Consider the following 20,473-nt stretch of genomic DNA (forward strand, 5'->3'; position numbering starts at 1 on the left):
AACCGTACCGCTCGAGTTTTTCCCGAGGCACTTTCCCCCTCCGGTCTTGCTTCAAACGCAATCGGAAAAAGCTCACATCGCGCACGGGCCACCTTACGACCCGGAAACCGAACGCGCCGCGCCGTGGACGCGACATGACATCGACTGCCTTATGCTCGCAGGAGTGTCGAAGTTGACGACGGCCGCCAAACGCATGCTGGTTGGCCGCCCATTCCGTAGCGATTCGCTCGGCCATACCCTGTTGCCGAAGCGAATCGCGCTCCCGGTCTTCGCGTCCGACGCGCTGTCGTCGGTGGCGTACGCGCCCGAGGAGATCTTCCTCGTGCTCTCGGTCTCGGGGCTGTCCGCTTACGCCTACGCGCCCTGGGTGGGTGTGGCGGTGGCGCTGGTCATGGCGGTGGTGGTTGCCAGCTACCGGCAGAACGTGCACGCCTACCCCTCCGGCGGCGGTGACTACGAGGTGGCGACCAAGAACCTCGGGCCCACCGCGGGCCTGACGGTGGGCAGTGCGCTGCTGGTGGATTACGTACTCACCGTGGCGGTGTCGATTTCCTCGGCGGCCTCGAATATCGGTTCGGCGGTGCCGTTCGTCTCCACGCACAAGGTGTTGTTCGCGGTCGCCGCGATCGTGATCCTCACCGCAATCAATCTGCGGGGTGTGCGGGAATCGGGTACCGCGTTCGCGATTCCCACCTACGCCTTCATGGTCGGCATGTTCGTCATGCTGCTGTGGGGATTCACCCGGATCGGGATTCTCGGCGAGCAGGTGCACGCCGAGTCCTACGGATTCGGGTTGAAGGCCGAGGAAGAGCATCTGGCCGGTATCGCCTTCGTATTCCTGATCGCCCGCGCGTTCTCCTCCGGATGTGCCGCGCTGACGGGTGTGGAAGCCATCAGCAATGGCGTACCCGCATTCCGGAAACCCAAGTCGCGCAATGCCGCAACGACTCTGTTGCTGCTCGGCACAATTGCCGTCACGCTTTTCATGGGCATGATCGTGCTCACCCAGAAGGTGGGCATCGTGTACGCCCACAACACCGACGACCTGATCGGCGCGCCGGCCGGATACGAGCAGAAGACGCTGGTCGCGCAGCTCGCGGGCGCGGTGTTCGACGGGTTCCCGGCCGGGTTCTACTTCATCACGATCGTCACCGCGCTGATCCTGGTGCTGGCCGCCAATACCGCCTTCAACGGCTTCCCGGTGCTCGGCTCGATCCTGGCGCAGGACCGGTTCCTGCCGCGCCAGCTGCACACTCGCGGTGACCGGCTGGCGTTCTCCAACGGCATCATCTTCCTGGCGGGTGCGGCGATCGCGTTCGTGGTGCTGTTCGGGGCCGAGGTGACCAAGCTCATCCAGCTCTACATCGTCGGCGTGTTCGTGTCGTTCGTGCTGAGCCAGACCGGCATGCTGCGGCATTGGACGCGACTGCTGCGCACCGAGACCGATCCGGCGCAGCGCTCGCGGATGAAGCGGTCGCGGGTGATCAACGCCATCGGGTTGACCATGACGGCGACCGTGCTGGTGATCGTGCTGGTGACCAAGTTCCTGGCGGGCGCGTGGATCGCCATCGTGACCATGCTGGCCATCTTCGCGATCATGAAGTTGATTCACCGGCATTACGACACGGTGGCGCGCGAGCTCGACGAAACCGATTGGGACGGTGTGCTGCCCAGCCGCACGCACTCCATCGTGCTGGTGTCGAAGCTGCATCTGCCGACCAAGCGGGCGCTGGCGTACGCGCGTGCGACGCGGCCGGACACGCTCGAGGCCATCACGGTGAACGTGGACGAGCCCGATACCCGGTCGCTGGTGCGGGAATGGGAGCGCAGCGATATCGCGGTGCCGCTCAAGGTGATCGAATCGCCCTACCGTGAGATCACCAAGCCGGTGGTGGATTACGTGAAGCGGCTGCGCAAGGACGCGCCGCGCGACATCGTCACCGTGTTCATCCCCGAATACGTGGTCGGGCACTGGTGGGAGCAGCTGCTGCACAACCAGAGTGCGCTGCGGTTGAAGGGGCGATTGCTGTTCGAGCCCGGTGTAATGGTGACCAGCGTGCCGTGGCAGCTGAGCTCGTCGGTGCGGGCCGCCAAACCGCGTTCGGTGATCGCGCCCGGGTCGGTGCGGCGTGGTTTCGGAGACGAAGGGTGAGCCGGTCCGGAAGCGACTGGTACGGGGAGATTTTCGAGGTTCGCCTCGGGCCGCCCGGGCACGGTGGGTTCTGCGTGGCCCGGCATGAAGGCCGCGTGCTGTTCGTCCGCCACGGCCTGCCCGGCGAACTCGTCCGCGCCCAGGTGACCGAGGATCGCGGCGGCTCCTTCTGCCGCGCCGAGGCGATCGAGATCCTGGAAGCCTCGCCCGACCGCATTCCCGCCACCTGCCCGGTCTCCGGTCCCGGCGGCGCGGGCTGCTGCGATTTCGCCTTCGCGACCCCGGTGGCGCAGCGGGCGCTGAAAGCATCCGTTGTCTCCGAGCAGCTCCGGCGGCTGGCCGGCTGGGAACCCGAGATCACCGTCGAATCGATCGGCCCGGCAGCCGAATTCGGCGGCTGGCGCTCACGGGTTCGCCTGGCTGTCGATGCCCAGGGCCGCGCCGGCGTGCACGCCTTCCGCAGCACGGACGTGATCGCGGACCTGCGCTGCCCGCAGCCCATGCCCGGTGCGATGGCGGGCATCGCCGAACGGACCTGGACGCCGGGCGCGGAACTGGTGATCGCCGTCGACGGTGACGGCACCCGGCATTTGATCGAACTAGCGCCCGCCGAACCCGATTCCGGCGGCCGTGGGCGTGGTGGCGATCGGCACGCAAACTCCGGACGGCACGGAGATTCGGGGCGCGCCGGTGGTTCCATCCGCACCGCTTCCGGCCGCGCCGGTGGCGCGGGCCGCGCCGGTGGCCGTCGCGGCGATGACCGGCGTGGCGGGGACCGGCGCAGCACAGCCGCCCGCCGCGCCGCCGCCCACAGCGAACGGGCGGAACGCATCGTCGAAGGTGACGGCCGCGCCGTCCAGTACGTCGGCGGCAGACGCTGGGAGCTGTCCGTCACGGGATTCTGGCAGCCGCATTACGGTGCGGCACAGCGCTATTCCGATGTGGTGGCCGACTGGTCCGACGCCGCTCCCGGTGCTCTTACCTGGGATCTCTACTGCGGCGTCGGCGTTTTCGCCGCACGTCTGGGCGAGCAGGTCGGCGCGGGTGGCGAGGTGCATGGCGTCGAGTTCGCCCGCTCCGCCGTAGCCGACGGCAAGGCATCGCTACGCGACCTCCGGCAGGTCGAGTTGCGAGCCGAGCGCGTCGAACGCTGGATCACCGAACAGCCCGCCGTCGCACCGGATGTCGTAGTCCTCGACCCCCCGCGCGCCGGCGCGGGCAAGGACGTCGTCAACGCGCTGACCGAACGCGGCCCGCGCCGAATCATCCACATCGGCTGCGACCCGGCCTCTTTCGCCCGCGACCTCGGCCTCTACCAGGCCGCCGGTTACGCCCCGGCCGCCCTGCGCGTCTTCGACGCCTTCCCCTCCACCCACCACGTGGAGTGCGTCGCACTGTTGGAACGCTGAGCCGGCGCGGACGCCGTACCGGCTGGCCTGCCGGCGCCACCGGAATGGGCGTACCGTGCCGAGGGGCCGGGCCGGCAGGTCGCGGCGGGGGATTTCGGGGGTGGACGCCGGGCGCTTCTGAACACTGTCTAGTTTGTGAAGCATGTCGACCGACGCTGCTCCGACGCATCCCTTCGATACCGCCGTCGCGCTCAAGTCCGGGACGCCCGGTGTCTTTGCGGGGCGGACCACGCCGGATTACGGCAATATGGTCGGGCCGTTCGGCGGGATCACGGCGGCTACGTTGTTGCAGGCGGTGCTCGATCATCCCGAGCGCTTGGGTGATCCGATCTCGTTGACGGTGAACTTCGCGGGCCCCATCGCCGAGGGGGAATTCGAGATTCTCGCCGAACCGGTGCGGACCAACCGCAGCACCCAGCACTGGGTGCTGTCGCTGCGGCAGGGTGCGGAGACGAACGCGACCGCCACCGTCGTGACCGGTACGCGCCGCGACAGCTGGGCGGCTACCGAACGCGAGATGCCGGTGGTCGCCGCCGCCGAATCGCTGCCGGTGCAGGTGGTGCCGGAAGGGTTCATCGCGTGGTTGCGCAACTACGAGATGCGGTTCGTGGAGGGTGGTATGGACGCGATCGCCGCCGGGGAGCCGGCCGGTTCGCAGACCACGCTCTGGATCCGCGATACTCCTGCCCGGGCTTTGGATTTCGGGGCGCTCACCGCCATGTCCGACGCTTTCTTCCCCCGCGTCTTCGTGCGACTGGGCCGAATGGTGCCCGCGAGCACCGTCTCCTTGACCGTCTACTTCCACGCCGACGCCGAACTGCTTGCGGCACAGGCGGACCGGCCCCTGCTCGCTTCGGCCCGCGCGGCCCGCTTCGGCGGCGGCTACTTCGACCAGTCGGGTGAATTGTGGGCCGCTGGCGGCGAACTGCTCGCGACCACCCATCAGATGGTGTATTTCAAAGCCTGACAGCTGATTTCAGCCCGTCGATCGGCCACCTCGCCGATCCCCGAGATTCGGTGTCTTGGCGGCCCGTCGCGCCGAGCCCAGAATCAGGGGATTCGGGAGGGAGCGGGCGATGGAAGTTCTTGCGGCGAAGCCCATCACGTATGGGACGGCTTGGTTTCTGGCGGGCGTCGTGCCCGTGCTGTTCATGATCAGCGTGCTGTTCTATTCGGTCGCCTGGAACAAGGACTGGAAGGATCGGCTGCAAGGCGGCTGGGAGTGCGGCTGGGCTCCGCTGCTGAACTATGACGGCGAGGGGGATCCGAACCTGTTCGTCTGGTTCATCTGGCATGTCATCGCGGTGTCGGGCATGGTGCTCGCCGCCGTGCTCAGCCCGGCGACCGATATCGGCGGCACGGCGCTGTTCGCGGCGGAGCTGTCGCTGGGCGTGCTGATCGTGCTGGCGGTGCTGGTGATGCTGGACGGCATGCCTTGGCGGCTCGCGGCGGCACATGCCGGATTGTGGTTCGTCCGGATTCAGCTGGTGCTGTTCGTGGTCGGCTACGCGCTGGCGCATCCGGACGATTTCACGACGTCGGACGCGTAGCGCGGGAGGCGACCCGCGCCGGATCAGTTCAATTGCCAGGTGACCTGAATGGTGGCCGACAGTTCGCTTTCCCCGAGCTCGACCGGCACCGGGGAGGCGCCCGCCGGACCGGATTTGGCGGCGAAGGCGATACTGCGGACCACCGGAACCGGTGTGGCGGCGGCGTTTTCGGTGATGTCGAGGACCGCGCCGAGGGAGCGGCCCGCGCGCGCGGCGTAGCGCTCGGCTTTGGCGAGAGCATCGTCCCAGGCGGCATCGCGGGCGGTGGCGATCAGTGCGGCTTCGTCGGCGACCGCGAGGGTCAAGCCGCCGAGGCGCACATCGTCGCCGCCGGCATCCACGGCATGGGCGATGATGGCGGCCGGGCCCTGATCGGATTTGGCTGCGGCGGTGCCGATATCGCGCAGGGTGACGGTGAGCGAGGTACTGGCCAGATAGCCGATCACCCGCTCGCGGTTACCGTCCGTCCACACCGTTTCGGTGCGTACGGACAGCCCGCTGGTGGCGATGTCCCGGCTCTGGACGGCGTCGGCGCGCAGGGCCGCGGTGATGGCCTCGGTGCGTTCGCCGGCGCGCGCGTAGGCGGCGGACACGGTTTCGGCGCGGCTCTCGACCGACACCGTCACTCGCATCAGGTCCGGTGTGGCGGTGGCGCTGCCGGAACCGGACATCGTAATGGTCCCGGTGGTGTCAGTGCTGCTCACAAGTCCTCCTCGATCGATCCCGGCGCGTCCGGGCCGATGCTACCGACGCCCGGCGAATGCCCAGGTCCGCCGCGCCTGGACGGCCGGTCCGGGATACGCGTCCGGCCACGCGGATCGGATGGCGACCGGCGGACGCGCCCTGCGGCGCGGGCAGCGCTCCGGCCGCGTGCGGCAGTGGTCTTACCCGCTACGGGCTCAGCCGGCGGCCCGCAATTGCGCCACGGCGCGGACGTCGCCTTCGACGGAGAACCAGAGGGTGAGCGCGTCGGGGGTGCGGCGAGTGTGGATGTCGAGTTGCTGGCCGTAGCGGATGGGCTTGTTGTATTCGAGCACGAAGCGGTGCGGACCATCGGTGAACTGCGTTGCGTCGGCGGTGAATTCGTGCACGGCATGCCAGTAGGCGGTGTTGGTGACATGCCCGAAGTGGTCGATATCGGTGCGGCGCAACGGGAATCCGATGCCGTGTCCGGCGGGCAGCGGCTCGGTCAGCCACTGCTTCCAGCGCAACCGCTGCTCATCGGTGGTGGTGCACATGAGGTCGAAGAACTCGTCCGCCACCCGTGACGGGCTCATCGTCTCCTTGTTCATGTGAATCCAGAAGCCCTCGGTCTCGACCAGTCCGCCGTTGTCGGCGTCGATGCGCACCCGCATGGTGCACCAGCGTGGTGAGATCCCCGAACACCAACGGCGCAAACGCAATTGGGCGGGCCAGGTGATCGGGCGGATCACGTCGATGACGGTGCGCCGCACGATCCAATGCGGATGCGATTCCAGCGCATCGCAGTGCACCAGGTGGTCGACGCCCGCGTCCTGGATGTGCCGGGCGATGCCGTCGATCCGCAGTCCTTGATTCTCGTCCATGTCGACGGTCCCGAGCCGGCGGGTGACGTCGAAGATATGCCCGGTGGACGGGACCGGCGCGAGCGGCTGCCGGGCCGGTTCGAGTCCGGCGCTGAGCAGCGGTGGAGCGACTAGCTGGTTCATCGGCAGACCTCCGGAAATCCGTACGGGAGCGGGGTTGCGCTGAGCTGGCGACGCTATCGCCCCCGAGAGTAGTACGGCTGGCGACCGGTTCCGGGTTCGGCCGCGGGGCGGGTCGCTAGCGGAGCCCGCCGAAAAAGCTCTGCAAATGGAAGGCATTGAGCCGCTCTTCCTGTGCCCGCCAATCGGGCCGATCATCGTCCGCCCGCCCGGACGGTGGTCGCCGGCGGCCGGTCGTCGGTGCCGTTCGTCCCCGCCGGCCGATCGAATGCCGCACCGCTGGCGATGTCGAACAGGGTGAAGTCGGTCAGCGCATCGGGCGTGCCCGTCACGACCAGCACCGCCGCCGCATCGAAACCGGCCCAGAAACGCCCCGAATACACGGCCTTGTACCCGACCGAAGTCGATATCGTCAGCGGTGAGCCGCTCCGATCGCGCATCCGTGGCACCCCGTGCGCGTCCACGAGCACCGAAGTGCCCCGCTGCAACACGGTTTCGAACGGAGTGACCTTCCCCTCCCGATATTCATGATCGGTGACCCGGATATCCAGGCGCAGCACCACCGGCGTCAAGCCGCGCAGATAACCACCCAGATCTGCGTCCGAGAGCCCCGAGCCCCCACCCCGTTCGACCCCCGGATCGCCGGTGAGAGTGCGGACCACGGCCCGGCGTTCATCCACATGATCAGCGAAGAAGGCGACCAGAGCATCCACACCCCCGGTCGGCTGATCCCGCAGCCCGCCGTACACCCCCGGCTCACCGCCCGAGACCTGAATCCCCCCTGCGGTTTTCCCCCCGGATCGAACCGGAGTCACCGGTGCCCCCGCAACCGGTCGGCCGACGGCCGCAGCGGGCGCAACCGCCAGGAACGGATGAATGCCATCGAAATCCGCTGCCTGGTAAAGGACCCCAGCCAGCGTTTCGTCCGTGCTGATCATCCGGTAAACGCCGATGACCCCCAGCATCACCAATCCGAGGCCGATCACAACCGCGCCGAGCCACCGTATGTGCTTACCCATAACTCATCCTGTCGCCCGCCCCGGCCACACGCATGCCGCGAAATCCACGGGCCCGCATCGGAAGAAGTCAGTCGGCGGGCTCCGGGTCGGTGAGGGGGGTTGCGCCGGTGGCGATCTCGATGGCCTCGGAGAGGGTGAGGCGTAGTTCGCGGTCGGGGGCGGGGGCCGGGCCGTCGTGGTGGGTGATGCCCTTGTCGGTGATGACGTAGTGGAGGGCGGTGTCGCCGATGTGGGTGGTGATGGTGCCGGGGCCGTATTTGTCGGTGAGGGCGCGGCCGAGGGGGAGGGCGAACCAGTGGGCGCGGACGGCGTCGGTGGTGCGGCGTTCGCCGAGTAGGGGAGTGCCCCAGGTGGAGAGGGTGTCGAGGACGGGGCGCAGGGCTGCTCCGGTGTCGGTGAGTTGATAGACGGCGGTGGTGGCGCGGGGGCCGGCTTTGCGGCGGGTGAGGATGCCGTCGCGTTCGAGTTCCTTGAGGCGGGTGGCGAGCATGTCGGTGCTGATGCCGGGGAGGTCGGCGAACAGGTCGCTGTAGCGGCGTGGGCCGGAACTCAATTCGCGGACCACCAGCAGGCTCCAGCGGTCGCCGATGACGTCCAGGGCTCGGCTGACGGCGCAGTAGTGGTCGTAGGTGCGGCGCGGCATGTCACTACTGTAGCTTTCGACTTGGAAAATCCAAGTGCATTCTTGGGAATTCCAAGTAGAGTGTGCGGCAACGTATCCGGAAGGGGATGTCCATGCAGGTCAAGCAGTCGAGCAAGCTCGCGGGAGTGTCGTACGAGATTCGCGGCCCGGTCGCCGAGCATGCGGCGCGGCTGGAGGCCGAGGGGCATCACGTGGTGAAGCTGAACACCGGCAATCCGCTGCCGTTCGGATTCGAAGCGCCGGCGGCGATCTTGCAGGACATGGTCCGGAATCTGCCTGCCTCGAGCGGATATTCGTCGTCGAAGGGATTGCTGTCGGCGCGGCGCGCGGTGGTGCAGTACTACGAGACGCTGGGCGTGAACGAGGTGGACGTGGAGGAGGTGTTCCTCGGCAACGGCGTCTCCGAGCTGATCATGATGGCCATGACGGCGCTGCTGGAGAACGGGGACGAGGTGCTCATCCCCGCGCCGGACTTCCCGCTGTGGACCGCCGCGACCGCGTTGAACGGCGGGCGGCCGGTGCATTACCTCTGCGACGAGGGCGCGGATTGGGCTCCGGACATCGCCGATATCGAATCCAAGATCAGTGACCGGACCCGGGCCATCGTCATCATCAACCCGAACAATCCCACCGGAGCGGTCTATTCACCCGAGGTGCTGCGCGCCATCCTCGAGGTCGCCCGCCGCCACAACCTGGTCGTCTTCTCCGACGAGATCTACGACAAGATCCTCTACGACGGCCTCACCCACACCGCGACCGCCTCCCTCGCCCCGGACCTGCTCTGCCTGACCTTCTCCGGTCTCTCGAAGTCCTACCGCGCGGCCGGATTCCGCGGCGGCTGGCTGGTCGTCTCCGGCCCGACCGAGCACGCCGAGAACTACCTCGAGGGCCTCACCATGCTCGCGGGCCTGCGCCTGTGCGCGAATGTGCCCGCGCAGCAGGCGATTCAGGCCGCGCTAGGCGGTCACCAGAGCATCTACGATCTCACCGGTCCGGGCGGCCGGCTGCTGGATCAGCGCGACCGCACCTGGGAGGCGCTCAATGCCATCCCCGGCATCTCCTGCGTGAAACCCGAAGGCGCGCTCTACGCTTTCCCGCGCATCGACCTGAACGTCTACCCGATCCACAGCGACGAGAAGTTCGTGCTGGATCTGCTGTTGCAGGAGAAGATCCACATCGTCCAGGGCACGGGGTTCAATTGGCCGCGCCCGGACCACTTCCGCATCGTCACCCTGCCGCACGCCGATGATCTGGAGGCGATCATCGAGCGCATCGGCAGGTTCCTGGCGACCTACCGCCAGTAGTTACGCGATGCCGGGCAGGCGCACGACCTGTCCGGCATAGGCCAGGCCCGCGCCGAAGCCGAGCAGCAGCGCGGTGTCGCCCTTCTTTGCCCCGCCCGAGCGGATCAGCTCCTCCATCGCCATCGGGATGGAGGCGGCGCTGGTATTACCGGTCTCGACGATATCCTTTGCGACAGCGACGTTCTCGGGGATGTGCAGCGCCCGCACCAGTGCCTCGGTGATCCGGATATTGGCCTGATGCGGCACGAACGCGTCCAGGTCGGCGACGCTCACGCCCGCCTTGTCCAGCGCGTCCCGGCACGCCTTCTCCAAAAACGTGACGGCCCAGCGGAATACGGCGGTGCCGTTCATCCGGATGTAGGGCCGCACCGTGGTCCCGCCGGTGCGCTCGGCCTCGGCGACCTCGGCGAAGTACTGCTGAAAGTCCTTGTCCTGCTTGATGGCCGCGGTCTGGCTGCCATCCGAGCCCCAGGCCACCGGGCCGATGCCCTCCTCCTCGGACGGGCCCACCACGACCGCGCCCGCGCCGTCGGCGAAGATGAACGCGCAGGTGCGGTCGGAGGTGTCGAGCAGGTCCGAGAGCCGCTCCACGCCGATCACCAGCACGTAGCGCGACTGCCCCGAGCGCACCAGGGCGGCGGCATCGCCGAGCGCGTAGCAGAAGCCCGCGCAGCCCGCCGAGACATCGAAAGCGGCGGTGTCGTGCATGCCGAGCTCGGTGGCGACGACGGCTCCGGCGGAGGGTCCCAGCACCATCTGCGAGGAGGTGGCCAGGACCACGGTGTCGATCTGTTCGGCGGTGATGCCGGCCGCGGTGAGCGCGTCCCGGGCGGCGGCGGTGCTCATGGAGACGATGGTTTCGTCGGCGTCGGCCCAGCGGCGGGCGGCGATGCCCGAGCGGGTCTTGATCCACTCGTCGGAGGAGTCGATGCGATCGATGATCTCGGCATTGGGCACCACCCGGCGCGGGCGGTATGCGCCCAGGCCGAGGATGGCGGCGTGCGTGACCGGGGCTGCGGTGGCGATGGTCGCGGGCATGGCTTCCTCTCGTGTGTGAACCGATCGGTTCACAGGGATAACGTCTAACATGGACCGATCGGTTCACACAAGGGCTGGAGGATTTTTGACAGCGGGACCCCGGGCGCGCCTGATCTCGAGCACCATCGCGGCGGTGCAAGAGCACGGCGTGCACGCTGCCGGCCTGAGTGAGCTGCTCAAACGCAGCAATGCCTCGCGCAATTCGCTGTATCAGCACTTCCCGGCGGGCAAGGGCGAGCTGATCGAGACCGCCGCGAAAATCGTCTCCCGGCTGGTCTACAACCATCTGAGCCGCATGGCCGACGCCCTCGCCGCCGCCCCCTCCATCGACGGCTGGCTCGAGGACCTGTTCGCCTTCTGGCGCACCCAGCTCGAGACCACCGACTACCGCGCCGGCTCCTTCATGATGGCCGCCGCCCTCGACGTCGACCCGCCCGTGCAATCCGCCGCGGCCCAGGCGTTCGCCGAATGGACCGACCGCCTCGCCGAAGGCCTGGCCGCCGCCGGCCTCGACCGCGCCACCGCCCGCGCCCTGGCCGGCCTGCTGGTCTCGGTCATCGAAGGCGCGATCGTGCAGAGCCGCGCCCTCAAATCCTCCCGCCCCTTCGAAGACGCCCGCACCCAACTAGGCATCCTGCTCACCCATCACCTACCCGCCCGATGACCCCCATGCGCCGCATCCTGGTCTCCGGCATCTCCGGCGCCGGAAAAACCACCCTGGCCACGAAACTAGCTGAGCGCCTGCACCTTCCGCGCTACGAGCTGGACGCCCTCCATCACGGCCCCGGCTGGATCAAACGCCCCGAATTCGAAGCCGAAGTCGAGCGGTTCGCTCGCACCGACAGCTGGGTGACCGAAGACCAGTACTACCGCACCCTCGGCGGTCTCCTCTGGTCCCGCGCCGACACCCTGATCTGGCTCGACCTCCCGCGCTCCACCGTCATGCCCCGCGTCATCCGCCGCTCCGCGCTCCGCACCCTGACCCGCCGTGAACTCTGGAACGGCAACCGCGAATCCGCCCGCAACTGGCTCCAACCCGACCACCCGATGCGCTGGGCCTGGTCCCAGCACGCGACCCGCCGCGCCCACACCGAAGCCCGCATCCCCGACTTCCCCCACCTGACCGTGATCCGCCTGCGCACCGCCGCCGAAGCCGACGCCTGGTTACGCCAACTCCCGTGATCCGCGCCCTTTCCGCGATTCCGGCATGCTCTCAGCCGGAATCCGGGATGCCCGCCCCAGGTGGATCCCGGTTGAGAGCACGCCGGGACGACGATGCGGACGAGTTGAAACTTGTCAGCGGGTGCGGCTGAAGATTCTTCGCCACCAGTGGGATCCGCGCTGCTCGTCAGTTGTGTCCCGAACCGTACGCGGCTTCGTGGCCTCGACCCGTGCGGCCCCACGTTCCGCCGTCCACTGCGCGACAACCTCCTCCAGTTTCACCGGCGCGATCGGCACCGGCGGCCCGCTCGGCATCCGCAGCCATCGCACAATCCGATCGTTGAGTTCGGAAACGGCTTCGCGCACTTCCCGTTCGGACCGCATCCCCCGCACGGTGTCGAGTAACCGCTCCCGATCCCGCCGCAGCACGATCGACTCCGGAAGCAGCGCGTCGGCACTGAGCCCTTCGCGTTTCAACGCGGACCGCAGCCACCAGTCCTCATCCGCCGCCCCCGGCGGTATGGGTTGCCCGGCCCCGGGCAGATTCTCGAATTCGCCCCGCTCGGTCGATTCCCGGATCTGCTTGTCGATCCATGACTCGAAGGTGAGATCGGGCGGTTTGCGCTCGGTCACACCACCGAGGCTACCGAAACCACAGGTCGGTGTGGCGGGGTCGACTCCGGTAGTGTCCTGTCCGATTTCGACGTCGTGGGGGCGACGAGGTCATCGCTCGCGCCATGGCGAAGGAGCGCGCCGATCGATTCGCGTGAAGTTGCTCGCTCGCTTGCTGAAACCTGTTCGGCACGGCTAGCTTTCGGCGGGTGGAAAAGATCACCAGGCGAACTCTGTTGGCGGCGAGCACGATCGCGGCGGGCGGGTTGTTGGGGGCGGGGGCCGCGGGGGCGGAACCTTCGGCGGCGGGCGGGGCGTTCGATGCGGAGTTCCGGACGGTGGCCAAGGCGGCGGGTGGACGGTGGCATGCGTATGTGACCGAGCTGGGGTCGGGGGAGCGGACCGCTGTTGTCGATCAGGATGCGGATTTTCTGATCGAGGGGGCGAGTGTGCAGAAGCTGGCCGTCATGGCGGGGGTGCTGGCCGAGGTGGATGCGGGGCGGGTGCGGCTCACGGACACAACGACTCTGGATGAGGCGAGCGTTATGGAGGGGAGTGGGATCTATTTGAATCAGGCGGCGTTCGGGGATCAGTTGACGGTCGCCAGTCTGCTCACCTCCATGTTGCAGGTGTCGGATAACACGGCGGTGCGGTTGTTGTCGCGGTTCGTTTCGGGGGAGACGATCAATACGAATCTGGACAAGCTCGGGTTCGAAAAGACTCGGGTGGAGCCGATTCCGGGGGAGGACCGGTTCTATCTCGGGGTGACTACGCCCCGGGAGAACAACGAGCTGTTGTATCGGCTGGCATCGGGGACGCTGCTGTCCAAGTCGTCGACGCAGGCGATCATGCGCGTCATGACCTGGTCCGGGGTCGGTTACACCGATGGCGTCCGGCGCTACATGTCCTCGGAAGAACGCTCCCGCTTCGCCACCAAATTCGGTGCGGCCGAGGATCGCCGGCACGAGACCGGTGTGATGCTCGACGAGAACGGCGCACCGCTGGTGGTGTTCTCGTTCTTCGCCGATCAAGCGCCCGACTCCGGCAATTACGGCGGCACCAACCCGATCGTCGCGGCGCATGCGGCCCTGGGACGCTTCATGATCGACACCTACAAGGGGCTGTCACCATTGCGCAGTTACGTGAATCCGAAGGTGATCGCCCGGGGCCACTGACCTCAGATACCGCCGTGCGCCGCCAGCGCGCGGACGGCGGCATCGGCTTGCGCGTAGGCCGCGGCCGCCAGGCGTTCCAGCAGTGCCAGTTTCACTTCGGGCGCCTGACTGGCGAGCAGATCGAACTTCCCGGGCGGCAGCACGGCCAGCCGCACCGTCGATTCCGCGTACACGTCATTGGCGAACCGCACCCCGGCCAGCATCGACATCTCCCCGAACGACATGCCCGAGGTCAGCGTGACCAGGCGATGCCGTCGATGCTCGCGATCGTCGAAGGTGAACCGCACCCGCCCCGACAGGATCAGGAACAACCCGCAGCGCGGACTGTCGTGCGCCACGATCAACTCCCCGCGCGCCACCGTCCGGGTCTCGAATTCCTTGGCCAGCACCCGCCGTTCGTCCTCGGGCATGGCCGCCAGCGCCGGATGCTCGTCCACGCTGTACGCGGCCGGCGTCCGCTGCTCGGGCGGCGTGTGCCGATCCAGAATGAGCTGCTCACACCACTCCGTCGCCGCATCGCGGTCGATGAACACCCGCCCGTGCGGATCGGCCGGATCCAGGCTGGAGACCATCCGCCCGAGCTTGGCGTCCGGATCGACCAGCGCCACCCGCGTCCCCGCGCCCGCCAGCTCCGATTGCAGATCGTCGAGCATCCGGATGGCGATCGCGCTCACCTCGCCGACCTCCCGCAGATCCAGTACCAGCGCCGCCAATTCGCCCGGCGTCTGCTCGACCGCGCGCACCGTGGATTCGGCGCCCGCGAAGAACAGGTCGCCGTGCAATTCGAAAATCTGTGCCCGATCCCCGAATTCGCGCAGTACCGCCAGCTCTTCGGGCTCCCGGCGCAGCCGTGACGGCGCTTCGGCCACCGAATACGCGGTCCGGATCGCGGTGCGCGCGGCCCGCGTCACATGCAGGAAGTGCAGTCCCAGCCGCGTCGAGAGTTCCCGGCACGCTTTCACCCCGCGCACGCTGCTGCCGTGCTGGTCCAGGCGCGGCGAGTACACCGCGATCCCGATCTGCCCCGGCAGCACCGCCAGAATCCCGCCGCCCACACCGCTTTTCGCGGGCAGCCCGACGGTGGTCACCCAGTCGCCGGCCGCGTCGTACATACCGCAGGTGGTCATCACCGACAGCACCTGCTCGACCAGCGGCCCCGACAGCGCGCGTTCGCGGGTGAGCGGATTCACCCCGCTGTTGGCCAGCGTCGCCGCCATCACGGCCAGATCGCGACAGGTGACGTCGATGGAGCACTGCCGGAAATACCGGTCGACCGCTTCGTCCGGATCGATATCGATGATCCCGGCCCCGCGCAGCAGATACCCGATGGCCCGATTGCGATACCCGGTCCGCGCCTCGGAGGCGTACACCTCCTCGTTCAACCGCAGCTCCCGCCCCGCGAATCGGCTGTAACTGCGCCGGATTCGCGTGAACCGATCCGCGGCATCACGCCCGGTGATCAGCGAAGCAGCGGTGATCGCCCCGGCATTGATCATCGGATTGCGTGGCCGCTGCGTCTTCGGGTCGAGGCTGATCTCGTTGAACGGTTCCCCGGACGGCTCCACATCGATGCGTTCGCCGACCGCGTCCAGTCCCCGATCCGCCAGCGCCAGCGCGTAGGTGAACGGTTTCGAGATCGACTGAATCGTGAAGCAGGTGTCCAGATCTCCGCTGCCGTACACCCGCCCGTCCGCCGTCGCCAGGCAGATGCCGAACGAATCCGGTTGCACCGCCGCCAGTTCCGGGATGTAGTCGGCCAGCGTTCCGGAGGTATCCGAACGGCACAATTCGTACACTTCGTCGATCAAGCGGGCGACAACACCGCTGGTAGCGAGCCCGGAGCCGGCGCTGATCGATGCGGAAGGGGCCACCGCGCCACTGTATCCGGGTAGTGTGTGTGGAGCCTCACATTCCTTACGGATGTCGCAGGTGGGTTTCGTTCCTGGCGTCTGAGGTCGGGCGGGGCTCCGTAGACTGTTGCAAACACAGGAGACATCCGGAGGGAGCAATAGCCGTGGGAGTGCTTTCCCGGGTCGACACGCCCGAGGACTTGCGCCGGCTGTCGGTACCGGAGCTGCGTGAGCTGGCGGAGGAGATCCGCGAGTTCCTGGTGCGCAAAGTCGCGGCGACGGGCGGGCATCTGGGGCCGAACCTCGGCGTCGTCGAGCTCACCATCGCGCTGCACCGCGTATTCGACTCGCCCGCCGACCCGATCATCTTCGACACCGGGCACCAGTCCTATGTCCACAAGATCCTGACCGGTCGCAAGGACGGCTTCGACACGCTGCGCAAGCAGGGCGGTCTGTCCGGATATCCGTGCCGCGCCGAGAGCGCGCACGACTGGGTGGAGTCCTCGCACGCGTCGGCCTCGCTGTCCTACGCCGACGGTCTGGCCAAGGCGTTCGATCTGACCCGGCAGAAGCGGTCGGTGGTGGCGGTCGTCGGTGACGGCGCGCTCACCGGCGGCATGTGCTGGGAGGCGTTGAACAATATCGCCGCCGGGCAGGATCGCTCGGTGGTGATCGTGGTCAACGACAACGGCCGGTCCTATGCCCCGACCATCGGCGGTCTGGCCGATCGGCTCGCCGGTCTGCGCATGCAGCCCGCCTACGAGCATGCCCTCGATGCCACCAAACGGATCGTGCAGAGCATTCCGCGCGTGGGGGATTCGGCGTATTCGATGCTGCACGCCATCAAGACCGGCATCAAGGATGCCGTCGCGCCGCAGGAGCTGTTCGGCGATATCGGGCTGAAGTACGTGGGCCCGGTGGACGGTCACGACACGGTCGCCCTCGAGGGTGCGCTGCGGCGCGCCAAGGACTTCGGCGGTCCGGTGGTGGTGCATGTCGTGACTCAGAAGGGCCGCGGCTACAAGCCCGCCGAGGATCACGAAGCCGATCAGATGCATGCCGTGGGCCGGATCGATCCGGAAACCGGTGAGCCGGTGGGCAGTTCGTCCGGGGCCAGCTGGACTTCGGTGTTCTCCAAGGAATTGATCGCGCAGGCCGAGCAGCGGGACGACATCGTGGCGATTACCGCCGCCATGCCAGGACCGACCGGTCTGTCGGCGTTCGGTGATCGTTTCCCCGAGCGCATGTTCGACGTGGGCATCGCCGAACAGCACGCCATCACCTCCGCGGCCGGGATGGCGCTGGGCGGGCTGCATCCGGTGGTCGCCATCTACTCCACCTTCCTGAACCGCGCCTTCGACCAGCTGCTCATGGATGTGGCACTGCTGAAGCTGCCCGTGACGCTGGTCCTGGACCGCGCGGGCATCACCGGTGACGACGGCGCTTCGCACAACGGCATGTGGGATCTGTCGGTGCTGGGCATCATTCCGGGCATCCGGGTGGCCGCCCCGCGCGATGCCGCCACGCTGCGTGACGAACTCGGCGAAGCGCTGCACATCAGCGACGGCCCCACCGCGATCCGCTTCCCGAAGGGCACTGTCGCCGAGGAGATCTCGGCCGTCGAGCGCGTCGAAGGCGTGGACGTGCTGCGGCTGCCCGAAGCGGCCGGTGCTTCCGCGCAATCGGTGCGCGGCGATGTGCTGCTCGTCGCGGTCGGCGCGTTCGCGGACCTGGCCTTGCGGGTCGCGGATCTGCTGTCGGCCGAAGGCGTTTCGGTCACCGTCATCGACCCGCGCTGGGTGCTGCCGGTCTCCGACACCGTGGTGAAGCTGGCCGAGAACTACCGCCTGGTCGTCACTCTGGAGGACAGCGGCCTGCACGGCGGTATCGGCAGCACGGTCTCGGCGCGCATGCGCGAATCCGGCGTGGATGTGCCGACCCGCGATATCGGTGTCCCGCAGCGCTTCCTGGATCACGCGTCGATCCCGCAGGTCCGTCAGGAACTCGGCCTCACCCCCGGCGATATCGCCCGCCGCGTGCACGGCTGGCTCGGCGACAGCGCCGAAGCGGACAAGGCGATGGCGGAAGCGGAAATCGGCTCCGTCGCCGACCCTGCCGAACGCGCGCTGGCGGAGTAAGTTCGCGAGCCACGCTCGCGTAGTAGCCGGCTGCGGTCGCCGCGCCTCGCAGGAGCGGCGGGGTTCCTCGGCTCGGCCCGGTCACGTCGGCCGTCCGGGTCGCGCAGCAACTCGGCCTCGACCCGCAACGGGCGGCACCCTCGGGGTGCTGCCCGTTTTCGTATACGCCGCAGCCGTTCTCGCGTAGATTCTGTAACCGGTTACAGTTTTCCGGTCAGGAGTCCGCATGACATTCGTCCTCGTAGACAAGCCGCGCCCGGGCATCGCCCTGGTCACCCTCAACCGCCCCGAGCGGATGAACGCCATGGCATTCGATGTGATGGTGCCGCTGCGCGAAACCCTCGAAGCGGTCGCGGCGGACAACGAGGTGCGCGCGGTGGTGCTGACCGGCGCGGGCCACGGCTTCTGCTCCGGCGCGGACCTCACGCACGCGGGCAAGGTCCCCGGGGTGGAGGGGTTGACCAAGACCACCGTCGCCCGCCGCTCGATGGAACTGCTCAACAACGTCATGCTGACCATCCGCCGCATGCACCAGCCGGTCATCTCGGCCATCAACGGCGCGGCCATCGGCGGCGGCTTCTGCCTGGCCATGGGCACCGATATCCGGATCGCCGCCGAGGACGCCTACTTCCGGGCGGCCGGCATCAACAACGGCCTCACCTCGGCCGAACTGGGCATCAGTTATCTGCTGCCGCGCGCCATCGGCATCACCCGGGCCTACGAGATCATGCTCACCGGCCGCGACGTCGACTCCACCGAAGCCGAGCGCATCGGCATCGTGTCCAAGGTCGTTCCCGGCGACAAACTCCTCGAATCCGCCTACGACACCGCCGACCAGATCCTGCGCTGGAGCCGCGTCGGCGCGGAGCTGACGAAGCGCATGCTCTGGAGCGGCCTGGAGGCGGGCAGCTTCGAATCCCACATGCAGCACGAAGGCACCGCCCAGCTCTACGTCCGCCTCACCACCGACAATTTCGACGAGGCCATCCGCGCCCGCAAGGACCGCCGCCCACCCCACTTCGAGCACTAGCTATCCACGCGCACAACGGTTTCCGCCCAATAGCGAAGTGCGTCGGTTCCTGCGCGGCAGCGAGGTGTGTCGGTTCCTGCAAGGCAACGGGGTGTGTCGGTTCCTGCGCGGCAGCGAGGTGTGCCGAGTCCTGCGCGGCAGCGGGGTGCGTCGGTTCCCGCACGACAGCGGGGGTGCGTCGCCGCTTTCGTCATCCCGGCGTGTTCACCGGCCGGGATCTCACCGATCGAAGTGAGATTGCGGCCGACAGCACGCCGGAATGCCGGGGGAGGGCGCGTCGCTCGCGGCGATCAGGCTTTGGGGGCGGGATAGAGAGCGGCGGCGAGCCGCGGGACCGCGAGCTCGCGCTGCCAGGGGCGCGCGCCGCCCGCGGTGAGGAAGGCGTCGATGAGCGCGGGGCCGTCGCCGTTGGTGACGGTCAGGGGCAGACCGTCCCAGCACATGCGGCGGAGCAGGTCCGGGGTGAGCAGGTTCTCGACCGGGATCGAGACCTCGTTGGACAGCTCGGTCATGGCGGCGCGAGCGCTGGCCAGCCGGGCGGCGGCCGCCGGGTCGCGGCGTTCCCAGCGGTTGACCGGGGGCGGGCCGTCGAAGGGCTGGGTCAGCGGGGGCAGTTCGCTGTCCGGCAGGGCTCTGGCGCGTTCGACCGCGCCGAGCCATTCGCGGGAGTAGCGGCGCTGGCGCGGACCGCCGAAGATCGGCAGGGCACGCAGCTGGGCGATGGTTTTGGGTTCGCCGGTCGCGGCCGACACGATCGCGGAGTCGGGCAGGATGCGGGCGGGCGCGACATCGCGCAGGCGGGCCAGGCGGTCGCGGGTGGTCCACAGTTCGCGGACGATGGCGAGCTGGCGGGTGCGCCGCAGCGTATGGATGCCGGAGGTGCGACGCCAGCGTTCGGCCTTGGGTGCGGAGGGTTCGGCGCGGCGCACATGCTCGAATTCCTGGGCCGCCCAATCGGTTTTGCCCTGATGCTCGAGCTCGACCGCGACCGCGTCCCGCAGTTCGAGCAGCAGCTCCACATCGAGCGCCGCGTAGTTGAGCCATTCATCGGGCAGCGGCCGGGTGGACCAGTCCGCGGCCCCGTGCCCCTTGCGGAGTTCGCGCCCGAGCAGTCGTTCCACCATGGCGGCGAGCCCGACACGCTCGTACCCGGCGAGCCGCCCGCCCAGTTCGGTGTCGAACAGTCGCGCCGGATACAGCCCGAGTTCCGCCAGGCCCGGCAGATCCTGATCGGCGGAGTGCAGCACCCATTCCAGCCCGTTGATGGCGTCCGCGAGCGGCGTGAGCGCCTCGTCCACCGGCACCGGATCGATGAGGAAACTGCCCGCACCCGCACGCCGCAACTGAATCAGATACGCGCGATTGGAGTACCGGAATCCGGAGGCGCGCTCGGCATCGACCGCCAGCGGACCCGTCCCGCCGGCCAACCGGCGCGCGGCCTCGGCGATTTCGGCAGGGGTGTCCAATACCGGCGGCACACCGTCCACTGGCGCGAGCAAGGGGACCGCGGCAGTGGTTTCGGGTTCTTCTGGTACGGACATGGTCTTGAACTTTACGGGTAGGACGGGGATGGACCCGCGTCCCGTCGTGATTCCGCCGACCGGTACGCGGCTGTGCGCTGCTCGGAATCGTACGTCGCCCCCGCTGATTTCGTTGCGGTACAGAAGTTCTGATCGGGTGATTGCCGCCCTGGCACAGAGGGCAATA

The 20,473-nt window shown here is 68.1% G+C and carries 18 protein-coding genes; 10 read left to right on the forward strand and 8 right to left on the reverse strand.

What is annotated here, in order from left to right; translation table 11 throughout:
- The first annotated feature begins 163 nt into the window (after positions 1-163).
- From NI1_RS02070 to NI1_RS02085, 4 genes are all read left to right on the forward strand, one after another.
- On the forward strand, positions 164-2,152 hold the full coding sequence (locus tag NI1_RS02070; protein WP_067813491.1) for an APC family permease: 1,989 nt from the start codon (positions 164-166) through the stop codon (positions 2,150-2,152).
- The gene (locus tag NI1_RS02075; RefSeq protein ID WP_218026663.1) at positions 2,149-3,561 is read left to right on the forward strand and encodes a class I SAM-dependent RNA methyltransferase; all 1,413 of its coding nucleotides are present in this window, start codon (positions 2,149-2,151) and stop codon (positions 3,559-3,561) included. Before NI1_RS02070 ends, NI1_RS02075 begins: the two co-directional genes overlap by 4 nt.
- Positions 3,562-3,703: 142 nt before the next feature.
- Complete coding sequence (locus NI1_RS02080) at positions 3,704-4,528, forward strand: acyl-CoA thioesterase (RefSeq protein ID WP_067813493.1); 825 nt, start codon at positions 3,704-3,706, stop codon at positions 4,526-4,528.
- A gap of 109 nt (positions 4,529-4,637) precedes the next feature.
- Complete coding sequence (locus NI1_RS02085; protein ID WP_067813495.1) at positions 4,638-5,111, forward strand: hypothetical protein; 474 nt, start codon at positions 4,638-4,640, stop codon at positions 5,109-5,111.
- 23 nt (positions 5,112-5,134) lie between these two features.
- On the opposite strand, the gene NI1_RS02090 is transcribed toward NI1_RS02085, so the two are convergent.
- The 4 genes from NI1_RS02090 to NI1_RS02105 all read right to left on the reverse strand — a co-directional run bounded on the left by NI1_RS02090 (position 5,135) and on the right by NI1_RS02105 (position 8,458).
- On the reverse strand, positions 5,135-5,815 hold the full coding sequence (locus NI1_RS02090) for an SIMPL domain-containing protein (RefSeq protein WP_067813497.1): 681 nt from the start codon (positions 5,813-5,815) through the stop codon (positions 5,135-5,137).
- A gap of 195 nt (positions 5,816-6,010) precedes the next feature.
- Positions 6,011-6,799, reverse strand: coding sequence for an acyl-[acyl-carrier-protein] thioesterase (locus NI1_RS02095; RefSeq protein ID WP_067813499.1), 789 nt, complete (start codon positions 6,797-6,799; stop codon positions 6,011-6,013).
- Between the two features lie 191 nt (positions 6,800-6,990).
- The gene (locus NI1_RS02100) at positions 6,991-7,815 is read right to left on the reverse strand and encodes a DUF6777 domain-containing protein (protein ID WP_157534901.1); all 825 of its coding nucleotides are present in this window, start codon (positions 7,813-7,815) and stop codon (positions 6,991-6,993) included.
- A gap of 67 nt (positions 7,816-7,882) precedes the next feature.
- Positions 7,883-8,458, reverse strand: coding sequence for a winged helix-turn-helix transcriptional regulator (locus NI1_RS02105; protein WP_067813502.1), 576 nt, complete (start codon positions 8,456-8,458; stop codon positions 7,883-7,885).
- Positions 8,459-8,550: 92 nt separating this feature from the next.
- Here NI1_RS02105 and NI1_RS02110 point away from each other — a divergent pair, with 92 nt between their 5' ends.
- Positions 8,551-9,762, forward strand: coding sequence for a pyridoxal phosphate-dependent aminotransferase (locus NI1_RS02110; protein WP_067815100.1), 1,212 nt, complete (start codon positions 8,551-8,553; stop codon positions 9,760-9,762).
- On the opposite strand, the gene NI1_RS02115 is transcribed toward NI1_RS02110, so the two are convergent.
- Positions 9,763-10,800, reverse strand: a complete 1,038-nt coding sequence (locus tag NI1_RS02115; protein ID WP_067813504.1) for a beta-ketoacyl-ACP synthase III — start codon at positions 10,798-10,800, stop codon at positions 9,763-9,765. It lies immediately after the preceding gene.
- 85 nt (positions 10,801-10,885) lie between these two features.
- Here NI1_RS02115 and NI1_RS02120 point away from each other — a divergent pair, with 85 nt between their 5' ends.
- Together NI1_RS02120 and NI1_RS02125 are read left to right on the forward strand one after the other, a co-directional pair.
- On the forward strand, positions 10,886-11,464 hold the full coding sequence (locus NI1_RS02120) for a TetR/AcrR family transcriptional regulator (protein WP_084522468.1): 579 nt from the start codon (positions 10,886-10,888) through the stop codon (positions 11,462-11,464).
- Positions 11,461-11,982, forward strand: a complete 522-nt coding sequence (locus NI1_RS02125; protein WP_218026664.1) for a P-loop NTPase family protein — start codon at positions 11,461-11,463, stop codon at positions 11,980-11,982. The genes NI1_RS02120 and NI1_RS02125 overlap by 4 nt, the downstream gene beginning before the upstream one ends.
- A 114-nt stretch (positions 11,983-12,096) precedes the next feature.
- Here the strand turns inward: NI1_RS02125 and NI1_RS02130 are convergent, their stop codons facing one another.
- Positions 12,097-12,594 carry a DnaJ family domain-containing protein gene (locus tag NI1_RS02130; RefSeq protein ID WP_067813508.1) on the reverse strand — a complete coding sequence of 166 codons (498 nt, stop codon included), beginning with the start codon at positions 12,592-12,594 and terminating at the stop codon, positions 12,097-12,099.
- 188 nt (positions 12,595-12,782) lie between these two features.
- On the opposite strand from NI1_RS02130, the gene NI1_RS02135 reads away from it, so the two are divergent.
- Positions 12,783-13,748, forward strand: coding sequence for a serine hydrolase (locus NI1_RS02135; RefSeq protein WP_084522469.1), 966 nt, complete (start codon positions 12,783-12,785; stop codon positions 13,746-13,748).
- A gap of 2 nt (positions 13,749-13,750) precedes the next feature.
- Here NI1_RS02135 and glsA read toward each other — a convergent pair whose 3' ends face one another.
- Positions 13,751-15,619, reverse strand: coding sequence for a glutaminase A (glsA, locus tag NI1_RS02140; protein ID WP_245663026.1), 1,869 nt, complete (start codon positions 15,617-15,619; stop codon positions 13,751-13,753).
- A gap of 149 nt (positions 15,620-15,768) precedes the next feature.
- On the opposite strand from glsA, the gene dxs reads away from it, so the two are divergent.
- Together dxs and NI1_RS02150 are read left to right on the forward strand one after the other, a co-directional pair.
- A complete protein-coding gene (gene dxs / locus NI1_RS02145; protein WP_084522470.1) occupies positions 15,769-17,736 on the forward strand; it encodes a 1-deoxy-D-xylulose-5-phosphate synthase in 1,968 nt (655 codons plus the stop codon).
- Positions 17,737-17,962: 226 nt separating this feature from the next.
- Positions 17,963-18,766, forward strand: coding sequence for an enoyl-CoA hydratase (locus NI1_RS02150; RefSeq protein ID WP_067813512.1), 804 nt, complete (start codon positions 17,963-17,965; stop codon positions 18,764-18,766).
- Between the two features lie 290 nt (positions 18,767-19,056).
- Here the strand turns inward: NI1_RS02150 and NI1_RS02155 are convergent, their stop codons facing one another.
- The gene (locus NI1_RS02155) at positions 19,057-20,307 is read right to left on the reverse strand and encodes a ribonuclease D (RefSeq protein ID WP_067813514.1); all 1,251 of its coding nucleotides are present in this window, start codon (positions 20,305-20,307) and stop codon (positions 19,057-19,059) included.
- Positions 20,308-20,473: the final 166 nt, after the last annotated feature.

Origin of the sequence: Nocardia inohanensis NBRC 100128 (genome assembly GCF_001612945.1) — a bacterium.
Classification (GTDB): domain Bacteria; phylum Actinomycetota; class Actinomycetes; order Mycobacteriales; family Mycobacteriaceae; genus Nocardia; species Nocardia inohanensis.